The organism is Rhodococcus sp. IEGM 1241 (assembly GCF_033142365.1).
Lineage (GTDB): Bacteria > Actinomycetota > Actinomycetes > Mycobacteriales > Mycobacteriaceae > Rhodococcus_F > Rhodococcus_F erythropolis.
This window is the reverse complement of record NZ_JAWLSE010000015.1, coordinates 1-14,406: the sequence shown is the minus strand read 5'-3', so window position 1 is coordinate 14,406 and position 14,406 is coordinate 1. Positions and strand designations below refer to the sequence as shown.

At 57.3% G+C, this 14,406-nt stretch carries 9 protein-coding genes; 7 read left to right on the top strand and 2 right to left on the bottom strand.

Going from position 1 to position 14,406, the window contains the following annotated elements; all coding sequences use genetic code 11:
* Positions 1 to 287: 287 nt before the first annotated feature.
* Entirely contained in the window at positions 288 to 3,029 is a 2,742-nt protein-coding gene (locus R4P70_RS30290; protein ID WP_317833377.1) for a DUF1156 domain-containing protein, read from the top strand.
* A gap of 1 nt (position 3,030) precedes the next feature.
* Positions 3,031 to 6,396 carry a Swt1 family HEPN domain-containing protein gene (locus R4P70_RS30285; RefSeq protein ID WP_317833375.1) on the top strand — a complete coding sequence of 1,122 codons (3,366 nt, stop codon included), beginning with the start codon at positions 3,031 to 3,033 and terminating at the stop codon, positions 6,394 to 6,396.
* Positions 6,397 to 6,562: 166 nt separating this feature from the next.
* On the opposite strand, the gene R4P70_RS30280 is transcribed toward R4P70_RS30285, so the two are convergent.
* On the bottom strand, positions 6,563 to 7,243 hold the full coding sequence (locus tag R4P70_RS30280) for an NrtR DNA-binding winged helix domain-containing protein (protein WP_317833373.1): 681 nt from the start codon (positions 7,241 to 7,243) through the stop codon (positions 6,563 to 6,565).
* A 233-nt stretch (positions 7,244 to 7,476) separates the two neighbouring features.
* Between R4P70_RS30280 and R4P70_RS30275 the strand changes: the two genes are divergently transcribed.
* From R4P70_RS30275 to R4P70_RS30255, 5 genes are all read left to right on the top strand, one after another.
* Positions 7,477 to 7,632, top strand: coding sequence for a hypothetical protein (locus R4P70_RS30275; RefSeq protein WP_317833371.1), 156 nt, complete (start codon positions 7,477 to 7,479; stop codon positions 7,630 to 7,632).
* Positions 7,633 to 7,752: 120 nt separating this feature from the next.
* Positions 7,753 to 8,763, top strand: a complete 1,011-nt coding sequence (locus R4P70_RS30270; RefSeq protein WP_317833369.1) for a hypothetical protein — start codon at positions 7,753 to 7,755, stop codon at positions 8,761 to 8,763.
* A 2,091-nt stretch (positions 8,764 to 10,854) separates the two neighbouring features.
* Positions 10,855 to 11,403 (top strand): recombinase family protein, encoded by a 549-nt coding sequence (locus R4P70_RS30265; RefSeq protein WP_317833367.1) that lies wholly within the window; start codon positions 10,855 to 10,857, stop codon positions 11,401 to 11,403.
* Between the two features lie 166 nt (positions 11,404 to 11,569).
* Positions 11,570 to 12,016 carry a hypothetical protein gene (locus tag R4P70_RS30260; protein WP_317833365.1) on the top strand — a complete coding sequence of 149 codons (447 nt, stop codon included), beginning with the start codon at positions 11,570 to 11,572 and terminating at the stop codon, positions 12,014 to 12,016.
* A 384-nt stretch (positions 12,017 to 12,400) separates the two neighbouring features.
* On the top strand, positions 12,401 to 13,342 hold the full coding sequence (locus tag R4P70_RS30255) for a hypothetical protein (protein ID WP_317833363.1): 942 nt from the start codon (positions 12,401 to 12,403) through the stop codon (positions 13,340 to 13,342).
* A gap of 271 nt (positions 13,343 to 13,613) precedes the next feature.
* On the opposite strand, the gene R4P70_RS30250 is transcribed toward R4P70_RS30255, so the two are convergent.
* On the bottom strand, positions 13,614 to 14,406 hold a 793-nt coding region (locus R4P70_RS30250), incomplete at its 5' end, for a hypothetical protein (RefSeq protein ID WP_317833361.1).

The window sequence follows — 14,406 nt, the reverse complement described above, 5'->3', positions numbered from 1 at the left end:
AGTGGTCATGTTCGGTCGATCCGTATCTCCTCTGATCAGGTGGGGTGCTGTGAATCGATGGTCTCCCACTCACCCTGACACGCAGGGAAATCCCGATTCGCAGCGACAGCAGGCCAAGTGAACAGCCCTTGACCTCCACACCCTCGGTTCACATTTGGGCTGGCCCGGCCCTTTACCCCCATAACCGTCGTTCAGCAGCGCCAACACCAGACGATAGGCTGACGCGATAAGTGGACGCTCCGGGAAGAACCAGCCGACCCGGAACAGGGAGAAAGCGTGACGCCATAATGACTGCTCGGAAGCTCATCGAGGTGGCTTTACCCTTGGAAGCCATTAATCGCGCGTCTGCTCGAGAAAAAGAACCCTTCACCAAACGTCACCCTCGCGCATTGCATATATGGTGGGCACGCCGACCCCTCACAGCAGCTCGAGCCATCCTGTTCGCTCAGCTCGTCGATGACCCGTCTTCACATCCCGAAGAGTTTCCGACCGAGGAACTCCAGCGTAAAGAACGTGTCAGGCTACACGAAATAATTGAACGATTGGTAATTTGGGAAAACTCCTGGAATGACAAGCTGTTCGAAGAGGCCCATGCTGAAATCATCAAGTCCACGAATGGGTCTCCACCAGTCATCTACGACCCCTTTGCTGGGGGCGGAACAATACCACTAGAGGCTCAGCGGCTCGGTTTGATCGCAAAAGCCTCGGACCTGAACCCGGTGGCCGTACTAATTAATAAAGCTCTTGTTGAACTGCCTCCCAAATTTCGAGATATGCCGCCCGTGTTTCCCGGACTCGCAGACTCCGAGATCAGATCTTGGAGAGGAGCCGAGGGGCTTGTGGCTGACATTCGAGCTTACGGCCACAAGATGCGCGAACAAGCCCATGAAAACATTGGTCACCTATACCCGAATATAGGTGACCACCGTATCATCGGGTGGGTCTGGGCGCGAACAGTGACGTGCCCAAACCCTGCTTGCCAGATCGATATGCCATTAGTTCGATCTTGGTGGCTCAGCAAAAAAAAGAACAAAGAACACTATATCAAGCCCAATGTTATCCGTGACCCTATCCATCCGTCGGGCCTACGCGTAGTATTTGAAATTGTAAAGGGCATCCCCCTAGATCCGAATGATGCCAACGAAGGGACTGTATCGGGAAGGACAGGTGCTATTTGCCTATCCTGCCACTCGACAGCATCCGTCGAATATTTGCGCGTTCAAGGGAAAGGTGGAAAAACCGGTCGAGTCCTCTTAGCTACTATCGCCTCGGGTGAGCGGCAGAGGATCTACTTCCCAGCCACGCCTGAACATACCCGCGCCGCCGAAGTGCCAGCGCCTGTGGAAACCATTAGCGGTGAAATGGCCGACAATCCCAGATGGTTCTCCCCTCCGGGGTATGGGCTGACAGACTTTGAAGACGTATTCACTCCCCGACAATTAGTCGCCCTGACAGAATTTAGCGATTTAGTCGTCAACGTTCGCAAAAACGTAATTTCAGATGGAGGAAGCACTGAGTACGCCGATGCGATCGCCACATACTTAGGGTTGGCCGTTTCACGGTACGCGGACCTTTCTAATGCGCTCTGCTCATGGAACCATACCAACGAGAATATCCGAGCACTGTTCTCACGCCAAGCTGTCCCGATGACGTGGGATTTCGTCGAGGCAAATGTGTTCGGATCAATCGGACTTGACGGGCCAATCGAATCAATCTGCAACTCACTGTACTTAGGGATCGGACCTGCCGGAACCGCTGTGCAGATGTCCGCTAGTGCAGCTAACTTCGAGGGCACTATCATAAGCACCGACCCACCTTATTACGATAATATCGGTTACTCCGACCTGTCTGACTTCTTTTACGTTTGGCTTAGAAGATCGTTGCGGCAGGTTCACCCAGAATTATTAGCGACCCTACTTGTTCCTAAAGCGGACGAGTTGGTCGCCAACCCTTATCGCCACGAAGGAAAGGGTGGAGCAAAAAAATTCTTTGAAGATGGATTCCGTGAAGTTTTCAATCGAGCCAGGAGTTCAGCCTCCAGCAATTTCCCCATTACGGTTTACTACGCTTTCAAGCAATCGGAATCAGATGCGTCAGGCGAGGCTTCAACCGGTTGGGAAACTCTCCTGGAAGGCATGATCCGATCAGGCTGGGAAATCACATCGACCTGGCCTATCCGCAGCGAAAGAAGCGCCCGATCTGTCGGGTTGAAAACTAATGCACTGGCGTCCTCGATCATACTTTCATTGCGTCCACGTAAGGAAAACTCACCGATCACCGATAGGCGCGGGTTCATCTCTGCTCTGGAAAATGAACTACCGGATGCGCTCCGCAACCTTCAACAGGGACGCATCTCCCCCGTAGACCTGCCCCAGTCCGCAATCGGGCCGGGGATGTCAGTTTTCAGCAGATACGATGGAGTTCTCGAACCAGACGGCAACAAGATGACTGTCCGATCCGCTTTGGCACGCATCAACGAGATACTTGACCAAGTCTTAAATGAACAAGAAGGTGACTTTGACGAGCCTTCGCGTTTTGCGATTTCGTGGTACCGCCAACATGGATACGGAACGGGAACATTCGGTGACGCAAATAACCTAGCAACTGCCAAGAACACAACGGTCAGCATCATGGATCGTGCAGGTATTCTCACCAGCCGGGGCGGGCAGGTGCAGTTAATTAAACCGTGCGATTTAATATGGGACTACGATACTATTAATGATCAACTATCAAGCAGCTGGGGGCTTTTACATCAATTGATCAAGGTTTTTGAGCGCGACGGAATCACTGTCGCCGGCGACTTGTTGAAGACTGCCATGAGTCGGCCGGACGATATTTCTGACACAGATTTGATCAAAGAGTTGTCCCATCTATTGTTTCGCATTGCCGAAAGCAACGGATGGCCGAAGGACGCTCTAAGCTTCAATACGTTTGCGACAAGCTGGCCTGACATTCTTGAAGCAGCTAGAACCACCACCGTGTCGCTGGCATCACAAGGCTCTCTCGATTTCAATGAAGTGGATAACTGAGATGGCAATGAGTAACCGCGACCGGATCGATCAGATGTTTCAGGTGCTGGCGCCTGCTCTCGACGACTTCATCTCCTTGGTGATTGGGCAGGTTGATCCGGCGCTGGGTGCGGAGTGGGTCAAGCTGGTCCAGGGTAAGGACTTGAAGAATGGGGCGCCGGCGGGCAAGCTCTACGACCCACTGGACCCTCAAGTTCAGTTCCGGATGCTGACCGAGGGCAACATCACTGCCAATTACCAACCGCGTTGGTATCCGTTCAGCCAGGCGATCGGCCGTACGGGAGAGACCTTTGCCAACGAGTTGCGTGAAGTGCGCAACACGTGGGCCCACAATGGCTCGTTCAGCGACGACGACGCCTACCGCGCCCTCGATACCGGTGAACGCCTGCTCAAGCTGATCGGCGCAGCCGCTGAGGCCGAGCAGGTCACAGGTATCCGGCTGAACCTACGCCGTGTCACAGCGGACAAGGCTGACAAGAAGGTTCTCAAGTCCGCGGTCGATAACCCTGAAGCTACGGGACTCAAACCCTGGCGCGAAGTCCTGCCTCCCCACGAGGACGTGGCCACAGGAAACTTCCATGCCTCCGAGTTCGCCGCCGACCTCTTCAAAGTCGCCAACGGCGGCGAGGTGGACGCTGACTATGCCGACCCGGTGGAGTTCTTCAAGCGGACGTTCCTTACCGAGGGGCTCCGCGACCTGATCGGACGGGCAGTGCGACGCCTTTCCGGCGACGGTAATGCTTCACCGGTCATCAACTTGCAGACTAACTTCGGTGGCGGCAAAACCCATTCGATGTTGTCACTCTGGCACATCGCGGCCGGGCTGCCGGTCGGCCAGTTCCCCCAGGAAACTCAAGAATTGCTGAACAGCAGCGGCTACATCGGTGAAAAGATTAACCGGGTCGCTATCGTCGGTAACCACCTGAGCCCCTCCGGTGCCACGAAGTCTGATGGCACCCAGGTGAACACGATGTGGGGTGAGTTGGCGTGGCAACTCGGCGGCGCGGAAGGCTTTGCGCTGGTGGCAAAGACCGACGCTGACCGTACTCCGCCGGGTCAAACTCTTCACGACCTATTGACGGCGTACTCGCCGGCGGTGATCCTGATCGACGAATGGGTAGCCTACGCCCGATCGCTGGTGGGACGCGACGACCTCGCCGGCGGTACGTTCGACGACCAGTTCACCTTCGCCCAATCCCTCACGGAAGCAGTTAAGGGCACTCCCGGAGTGTTGCTGGCGATCTCCATCCCGGCCTCCGAGAACGGCGTCGACACGAAGAACTCCGTCGCTGGCAACGCCGAGGAAGTTGGTGGCGCCCACGGTCTAGAGGCACTCAAGCGACTCCAAAACGTCGTGCGGCGGATCGCCGATCAGTGGCGCCCAGCGTCCTCTGACGAGGCTTACCACATCGTCAAACAGCGACTGTTCACCCAGCCTGACGCGGCAGCGCTGGCCGCGATCGGCGCATCCGCGCGGGCGTATGTGGAGATGTACCGCAAATACACCGACGACTTCCCCCGCGAGGCTCGGGATTCGGCCTACGAGGACCGGATCAAGCAGACCTATCCCATACACCCAGAACTGTTCGACACGCTTTACGAGGAGTGGTCATCGCTGGAGCGGTTCCAGCGCACCCGCGGCGTGCTGCGCTTGATGTCGACAGTGATCCACGCACTGTGGACCGGCGAGGATGCCTCGCCGCTCATCATGCCCGGTTCGATCCCCCTGGCGACCGCGAATGTGAACTCCGAACTGACGCAGTACCTTCAGGATTCCTGGAAAGCGATCATCGACGCCGATGTCGACGGGCCCAACTCCGAACCGGCACGGATCGACAAGGAGAAGCCGCTGTTCGGGCAGCGGTCGTTGACCAAGCGCCTCGCTCGCACCGTGTTCTTCGGCGCCGCCCCGACTGTCGCGCCTGGTGCCGCCAGCAAGGGCATCGGCACCCAGCGGGTATTCCTCGGTACCGCAGTCCCCGGTGACGTGCCCGGAAACTTCCATGCGGCCCTGACTCAACTCGGTGACCGGGCGACGTACTTCTACTCCGGCTCCGGGAAATATTGGTACGACCTGCAGGCAAATATCAGCCGGACCGCGAAGGATCAGGCCGAGCGGCTTCACAAGGAAGACGTCTGGGCCGAGATCGCCCGCCGATTGCAGGGGCAAAGCCGCACCCGGGCCGACTTCGCGGGCGTGCACGTCAGCCCCGAGTCCGACGCAGACATCCCCGATGTCGATGAAGCCCGATTGGTCATCTTGCACCCCAAGGTGTCCCACAAACGGGGCACCGAGTCCGCTGCCAAGGAATTCGCTCGCAAGGCCACCGAACAGCGCGGCAGCGCAAACCGGAGCCACCGCAACATGCTCATCTTTCTGGCTGCCGACGAGGCTCGCCTCGAGGAGCTCGACCACGCCACGCGTGACTACCTCGGGTGGAGCCATGTCCTCAGTAACGAAGCTGACCTGGACCTGACCCAGAACCAAAAGAACCAGGCTGCACAGAAGCAAGCCCAGGCCGATCAGACCGTGACCTCACGGCTGTTGCAGACCTTTACCTGGGCCTTAGTCCCCGCCCAACCTGATCCCGGTGCTCGGTTCCTGATTCGCGAGGTCAAGGTCGAGGGTCAGTCTCCCTCGCTGGCCGAGCGAGTCTCACGCCGGCTCGGTAACGACGGCGACCTGTCCACCCGGCAGGCTGCCGCCACTATCCGCCTGGCCATCGGTAAAGTCCCCCAAATTTGGAAGGACGGTCACGTCTCCCTCGGTACCCTGTGGGGTCTCTACAGCCAATATCCCTACATGCCTCGCCTCCGCGACCGAGGTGTATTGGACGAGGGCATTGTCGACCTGCCGATGATCTGGCAAACAGATGCCTTTGCCCTGGCTACAGGCTATGACGAGACCAATGGCCGCTACATCGGGCTGTGGATCCCCGACGACAAAGCGACTGCCCCCGCGGCTACCGACTCGCTGCTACTTGTACGTCCAGATGTTGCAACCAAACAACACGAGGCCGAGTCGTCAGCTCCCGTAGAGCAGGACGGCCAAGAATCAGAGCAGGCGGAGGAAGGCTCGACTTCGACCAAGAACCCATCGCCGCGCGAGAGGAGCATCCCTGATGCGCAAGCCAAGACACGTTTCTACGGTGTCAAGACCCTCAATGCCGACAAGATAGCCCTCGACTTCAAGAACATTGCTGACGAAGTGCTCGCCCACCTGCGTGCTGACACGAACACCGCTCTCACCGTGCGAATCGAAATCGAAGCCAGTAACAATTCGGGTTTCGACGAGAGCAAAATCCGCACAGTTTCCGAGAATGCACGCACCCTCAAGTTCGACCAGTCGGGCTTCGAAGAGAATTGAACTAAGAGCGACCCCCGGGTTACCTCGTCAAGTTATCGTCCAGATCAGGACCGCGAAAGGCTGCACCACTCAGGGCGCAGCCTTTCGCAGTTCCGGAGTAGACCTCTTTTCCACCACGCTGTATGACGGTTGCATCCCCAGCATCCGCCGTTGTTGAAGATGTAGCCTAACCAGTCAACAACACCGACGCCTGCGCCGGAAGCCGGCCCTCGCCCTTTCTGCTGAATAGTTCGGCGGGGCGACCGTTACCCGGGTTCGTCAGCTCCCCCGTACTTTCCAGCGTGCCCGTGACATGGCGCCGGAACGCGTCCTTCTGCAACTGCCGATCGAAGATCACCTCGTAAAGCTGACGCAGCTCCAGCACCGTGAACGAGTCACCCAGCAGACCACCGGGATCCACGTGCGCTGCATACCGCGTTCGCAGGTCCTCGACCGCCAGCCGCACCATGTCGGCATGATCGAACGCCAACTCCTGCCTCACGGTCCCACCCACCACGTTCACCAGGATCGCGTCCGCAGGAAGCTCCGCAGCAGGTACGACGGCGGTGTGGGCCATCGAGAGAACCCATCCACGCTCGTCGCGGGCCGGGTCATCGAACATCGCCAGCTGATGAAACTGCGTATCGACCAGGCCTGCCTTGGTGCGCAGCGCCCGTTCGGCGGCATCAGTGAGCAGTTCGCCCTCGTGCAAGAAGGTCCCCTGTAACGCCAATCCGCCACGGCGATGCTTGACCACCAATACCTGTAGCGCGCCGTCGGAGTAGGTCAATACCGCAACATCCACCGCCACCGAGGGACGCGCGTAATCCGCCAGTGTCTTGCCGCTTGTGTCTGTCCACTTTTCCACCCTTGCATATTAGCTCAAACATGATCTATATTTAGCGCAGAGTTGATCAAAAGAGATGTCGTGGACCTGAACACGCTGCAGTAGAACATCAAAACCTCTGCTGCCTGCGCTCGCACCACGCACCACCCAGCCGTCACGATTCCCTTGCACGACAACAGAAACGGATACCCCCTATGCCCAGGCCAGGACCCCGCAGAGCAGCCACCGCCTTACGGCTCGGCGACGATATCCTGATGCAGTTGGATGAGCGTGCGCTGCTTGAGGAGTTCGTCAAAGGCGACGGCGAACCCAACCGCTCCGACATGATCAGACTCTTCGTCGACTACGGCCTTGCCAACATGCCCATGAATTGGCGCCCGACCGCCGACACGCTCCAGAAACTCCGATAGCAACTACACCGCATCGGCTGTAGAGACTCCCCCCGTACTGTACAAATTCGGCACCCCACTCATTGGCCACATAGTGAAAGAGAAAACATGAGAGTAGAACAAGGCGACGGTGTCGAAGCCTTGGCAAACGATCCCTTATACCAACTCTCTGCCTCGGACCAAGACGGATTTCACACCGGAATGCTGTACTGGCTGCTCAGTACACCTCTGGAGGTGGCGCACCCGTTGACGGAAATTTCTCGTTCCCTGTCTGGATCTATCGTCGAACGGGACTGGCTGGGTTTGGATCTCTTCGTTGACCACGACATGGGGAGCCATAAGCTCGGCGTCGTCAATTCACTGCACACTATTCCGAGCCGAGAAAAGCTCGAGAAACTCGGACGGGTCCGTTACTTGACGCGCACCATGGTGATTTCTCTGATCCTGCCCGCCACCGAACTCCCGGCGCCGTGGCGCCACGTCCCCTACGACGAACTGCTCCAGCCCCTCCAAGAGACGGCAGATAATTTGAGAAGGCTCGGATCGCACGAGTACGAAGCGGACCTGCTCGACCGTTACGTTGATCTCCTCCGAAAGCTGATCTACCTGCGTGATCATCACCCCTTGTCGATAGGCCCATACGATGCCGTCGTCCTGGATCCGGGTGAAACCCGCCGCCTCAAGGCCGCGCGACTGCTGCCGTTAGTCGAGAAGATTCGACTGTCACGATTCGCCGAGCGCGTCGAGCAAAAGCAGGGAGTCAGGGTCGACGTCGACTTTTCCTCGCCACAAGGGTCTGTTCAGTACTCAGCGCCGAGTAATTCCGGTCATCTGTTCGGCTGGAAATATCAGGCAGGGCGCATTCACCTTATGGCGGCCTTCGACTGCTCGGATGCCGACCGGTGGCGGGGACGGAGTTCACAGAAAGAGGAGTTCGCCAGAAGTAATTTTTCGGAATTCTTCGATTTCACCACGATACCGAAGGAGAATCACGAACTATTCGACAACGCCAGGGAAAGGCACTGGCAGTCGAAAGAACCCAATATTTCGTACGCATACCGCAAAGTTCCACGCGGAATGACACACGAAGAATTGGCTGAAATCTGTGCCGCACTGTCCTACTATGTCGAGAGGTACTCAGATTTGCATTGAGGCCGATCTATCGAACAATCTTATTAAATAATGCAACGATGTACAAACATGACCGCACTAAGTTTTTTTCATCCGCCCTCGGGTTACGTACTACCGATAGGACGATAATGATCAAATTTCGCCATCTGGCAGGGTTCGTGTGCGCCGGCATGATGCTCACTGCCTGCTCGAACGAGGCTCCCACCGCCCTCCCTGAACCCGAAATCAATACGACCTCGAGTAGCGCCACGTCTTCGACGCCCACTGCGGTCATGTCCTCCACATCGAAAACCGATGCCGTCGTCTGCAGCGGTAAAGACGGATTAGAGAATCGTGGAAAATACTTCTATCCTACGTACAAAGAAATTCTTTTAACCGACGAATCCTCCATACAACCAGCCACGCTTTCTGCGCAACTCGTGCCCCTCACTACAATTGCGGAAACGGGCAACGGGAAACTGACGGTTCGGAAACGATCAACGAAGCGAGTTCCAATGTCCGTCTAGCGATTACGAAAATGATTCGTGACGCCGACCGAATTGCACAACACTACACCGATGTAAAAAATGGTATTTTGCCGGCCGAGTCGGATGTGACACCTATTGTAAATTCGTACACGGACGCGTTGATCGCTTGCACCATGTCAGGAAATCAACCGACATGGTTCATTCCCGAAGACTTGACTGAAAATTGAAGCTCAACTCTGATTGAACGTCCCCACTTAAGGTACCAGTAGTACCGATTGCAAAGGTTGCCCTCGCCCAAATTCTTCTCCTCTCTCACCGGCGATAATCGCGGTATGCCCCGCTCGTTGTGCCTCAGCGAGAGAAGATGCTGATCACGTGCCCTATTCGCAGTTCGGAAGTATCGATGACGGCAACTTTGAAGGTTCACCGGAATTAGAGTGGATTAACACGAGTTATGTACTTCTACATCTTTTGCCTCCTCAATCAACGACGGATCGACTCACGCACTCTAGATCAGGAGAGCTAATTAATCGCTCCTCCACTCTATTCCGTTACATAAATTCATCGTTTAATAGTAGTTGAATAACTTTGAGTACGTGTGCGAGAATGACTCCAACGACAAACTTTGGAGCAATACTTGAAGATTCCACCAGCTGGCCAAACCGATCCTCGCCCTACAGAAGACAATCGGGCATCTTCTGCACCGCCGTTTCAGTGGAAGTGGATTGCAATCATAATCGGAGTTTTTCTCGCAGCTACTCTCCTACTTGTCATTGGGTTCACAATTGGCTCCCAGGATGGGGATGCAAATGAGACGCAGGTCGCACCGTCCACCCGTGCAACAGAAATCGCACCGCCTACCGCTGCAACAGCAGCAGACTCCTCAATGGATGATTGGCTTGAGGCCGTGTGCGCTCCAGGCACATATGGGGCAAGTAGCAATGTTCTGAAAAATTCGATCACTCGCCCTATGAGTTGTCGCACACCCACTCGAAACGGTCGTGCACCCATTATTTCAATAGGAACATATGATTCTAACTTTCTCTTGAAAGAGGACTTACATGCCACCAATTATGGCCATGTGGCTACAGCGACGCTCACAGATGGCAGGATGGTTATCTTTGCTCTCACTAGAGGTGTCGTATCGCCGGAATATTTTCTGAACCCACTAAAAGAATTCGGTTTCGACGTTAGAATCGGAATCTGATGCCAGTTTGGCAGGTATTAAAATAAATTGATCAGGACTGCACTCACTGCGGTTGACACATTAACCTAAACCCACTCACTGCGGTTGACACATTAACCTAAACCGGGGGCGGCCCTCTGCCAGACGTACGGTGACCTGACCGCAATGTCTCGAAAATTTCAGTGTGATTCCCCGGGAAAGAATCCTGCCTGAATCTAGGACCTCCCTACTTCCGTCTGGCGCACCGGCCGTGCCAGCGACCAGAGCGCGCCCATGGCTGTCTCGGCAGTCGATCCGACTCGATTTTTGGCGTCCTCGAACGATGTTTCATAAACACTCGTTTTTGAAACGCACAGGACGATTTTGGACGACCAGGAAGAGGGCATGTTTCGAAACTCGTGTCCAAAACCGATGGTTCAATATGTAGCCTGTCGGTGAGTTCTGGAACACTGCTGCCTCATGGGTGAACTTTTGGGCTACGCGAGGGTCTCGACTACCGACCAGAGCGTCGATCCGCAGAGCGACGCTCTGAGCGCTGCCGGCTGTTTCAAGGTCTGGACCGAAACCGCGTCCGGTGCAACCACGACCCGTCCGCAACTGACGGATCTTCTCTCCCATCTTCGCGACGGAGACACCCTGGTCGTCTGGCGCCTGGACCGGTTGGGGCGTTCACTCCCCCATCTACTGCAGACCGTGGAGGATCTCGCCGCCCGCGGAGTCGGCTTCAAATCGTTGACCGAAGCGATCGACACCACCACCTCCGGCGGCAAACTCATCTTCTCCATCTTCGGCGCGCTCGCAGAATTCGAACGCAACCTCATCCGGGAACGGACCCAAGTCGGTCTTGCCGCTGCTAGAGCCCGTGGACGTACCGGCGGCCGGCCAACGAAGATGACGTCGACGAAACTCGCTCAGGCACAACGAATGCGGGAGAACGGCATGCACCTGACTGACATCGCCGAAATCATCGGCGTCGGCCGAACCACTCTGTACAGGCACCTGAAGTGAACTACTGCAGGGTTCGTTCGGGCGGCTACTCGGTGAAATTACCGGGCCTACGATGCTCTTGCTTGAACTGGTCGGTCGTGAGCTTGATTCGGTCGGGTCGCGTCACTCGTATCGGCTCGCCGGTCTCAGGATCAACCGGAATGTAGTCGCCGTACACCCCTGAGTCGTGCCCGGACGAGAACGCGCGATTCTCCCGTTCCGCTTTCTGATGGGCAAGCAGTCTTTCGTTCCTGGCACGGCGCTCGCGAATCATCTTGGACGTTGTCCACTTTTCGTAGCCGAAGGCAAAAATCAAGAAACCAACAAGTCCGCCGAATACGAGGGCAACTATCCAGAAAAGGTGCACGGCAGAATTTCACAGGCTGCAGTAGATCGTTGTCAAGCTGCTTGGACTGCAGTAGTTTTCGTCTCGACGTGTCGCGCTGAAGATCTCAATGCGGGAAGCAAGGTCCGCTGTGTAGCCACGGATGTGCCAGCAATCGACACCCCTGCGGTGTCGCTTCCCTGCGCGGTGAATTCGGGTTCGCGCCTTTGCGAAGCACATGCCGCTTCAGCGCAAGGTCGCGAAGTCGGTAGTGAGAAGGGTAAAACTTACCGGGTGCGCGACAACTGAACTCCGCTGCGCCAGACAACGAACCCGGTGAGCGCTCCGACCGCAGCGCTGGCCAGTGGCCCGACGATGAGATACAGCGTCGGGCTCTCATCACTGCCAGGGCAGAGGGAGATCGTAGGTAAGTTGGCCGGATCCGTGATCTGCGATGTCAGAGGTGCGTACGAACAGCATTGAGTCGGTTGCCCGAGCCACCACAGCACGAAGCCAACGCAGATAAGACCACCTATCAAGAAGGTTGCAGCCCCCGCTGCGATCAACGTACGCATCTCAGCATCCTTCCATGGTCGCGACCACGTTCAGTTCGGCGGATAGCGTCGTCACCATAGAATTGAAACGCCGGATTGAATTGAAACGCCGGATTTGACAGAGACCAGGAGAAGTTCAGTGACCATCGTTTCATCGGAGTGGCCTGACGGCGACGCCGTCGGCGAATTCACCTGGCGCATCAGCGTCTTCACGGCAGACAATCGTCCGGTGCCTCTGGCTGGGCGCTCGCAGACCCACGAGGCCGCCCTGCATGACATGGTCGTCAAAGCCCGGGCCTACATGGCCCAAGAGCCGGGCACGTTCATCGACCGCACCGCACTCCACGTGAACCGAAACTATGTCCAGGTCCAGGGCATCATCGATCCTGAACTCAGCGTCGACGATATCGTCGCTCGAATCACCGCCGCCTACGATGCCGAAGCCGCCGCCGACGCGGAACGTGAGCGCCGTCGACGCGAGATCGACGCCATTCCGACACTGAGCCCGACGCCCGCAGGCTCGGTACGCGAGGCGTGGCACGACATCGAAGCCTGGCTGACAGTCAACACGGACTACGCGGCTGACAATCGTGTGCCGCCGCAGGAGTTGAGGGGCACCGACGGTTGGCCGGACGAGCTCGTCGAGTTTCTGACGCTGTATTCCGGTGCGCCCTATCGGCTACTGCCGCTGAACGCATTGCTGACCGTCGAACAGATCCACGATGCACGCCGATCGATGGTCAAGGTCTGGGCGGGCTTGGCAGCCGAAGAACCCGAGATGGTCGACGCGAATGCGTCAGCGCACCCCGCGGGAACACCTGCCTACTCCTTCATCGACGAGTACATTCCGTTCGCTGGATTGGATGGATACTTCTGGTTCGTCGACACCCGCCCGGGTCCGATGCACGGGTGCGTTACCGAATACAGCCGCGACTCGAGCGACGAGGACGGCCCCAAGTGGGTGTCTATCAGTGCCATGCTGACGGACCTCGCCGACAGCCTGGCGGGTGAGACCGTCTTCGATCGCATGTGGCTGTCGTCTGTCACCGATGGCGAAATCGACTGGCGGATAAGACGTTAGGTGCGTCCGCCGAAAGCGGTTCGAGTGGTTTCCTAGAGCGGCAGGTGTCGTCGACGAGAAAGGTCCTTTTCATATTTGCCAACGGTTTCGGTCACTCGAAGCGAGGTTGCAGGAGTCAGTGCCCCGCGAGAACGGTGACCAGCTGACCGAATGCCCAACCTGCACCCACTCAGACGGCTACCGGTGCAGAGCCGGCGGTGGTGTGGACAGGCTGCGGATGTGCCGTCCTCGGTAACGATCGTTCCCCGCGAGCTAGCCCGTCATCTTAGGATCACCGTGTGAACTTGATGCTGTAGCCGGCCAGGCCATCGATTTTCACTCGGTACTCGACGCCTTCAAGTGTTGTCATGGTCCAGCCGTCCTTGACGCTTATCGACTCGCCCACAGGCATCCCCGCGACACCTGCGACCGCGAGTCCCTCGATGTCGCCGTCACTCACAAACTTGATGTCGGTTTCGCCTTGTTCAGCGTTGGTGGCCTGGCGGAAGATCGTGCCCACTGCCAACTCCGGAGATGTGTTCTTGACGGTGACCGGGAAGTAGACACTCACTGGCTCCAACGGCCGGTCATACAGGGTGCTCGCGTCCTCACTCGGCGTGAACTCGACCGGTGCGCCCACGGTGATCTCCAGCTTCACCTCGCCCGACCGCACCGTGTCGCTGTAGATCGCGGTCTGGCCGAACTTGCATGGAATTCCGCCCAGTTTCCCGTCGCAGATCATCGGGTCGGCCGACGAGGAGGGTTCCGCTTCCCTTTCCGGAGCAGACTGCGGGGAGGACTGCTCGGCACTCGAGGCTGCCGCGGTGTCGGTCGTGGACGCGTCGCTGTCGTCTTCCAATAGCGCTCCGGCGGTGAGGATACCCGCCAGGGCGACACCGGCGGCGCCAACTGCGGCCCATAATCGCCAGGGGGGCTTTGGCTTTGGCCGACGGAAGGTCATGGTGGTTCGCAGGCGGCCCTCCTGTTGGGTGACCAACTCCCAGCCTTCCTGCTGCTTGCTTGTGATCGTTTTCGACTCAGTGCCGCGGATCGCCTTTATCTCAGTGAACTCGTACCGTGTTTCC

Excerpts from the sequence above, each read along its gene's own strand:
- R4P70_RS30265 (WP_317833367.1), top strand. The coding sequence starts at position 10,855 with ATGGGTGAACTTTTGGGCTACGCGAGGGTCTCGACTACCGACCAGAGC.
- R4P70_RS30275 (WP_317833371.1), top strand. The coding sequence starts at position 7,477 with ATGCAGTTGGATGAGCGTGCGCTGCTTGAGGAGTTCGTCAAAGGCGAC.
- R4P70_RS30290 (WP_317833377.1), top strand. The coding sequence starts at position 288 with ATGACTGCTCGGAAGCTCATCGAGGTGGCTTTACCCTTGGAAGCCATT.
- R4P70_RS30285 (WP_317833375.1), top strand. The coding sequence starts at position 3,031 with ATGGCAATGAGTAACCGCGACCGGATCGATCAGATGTTTCAGGTGCTG.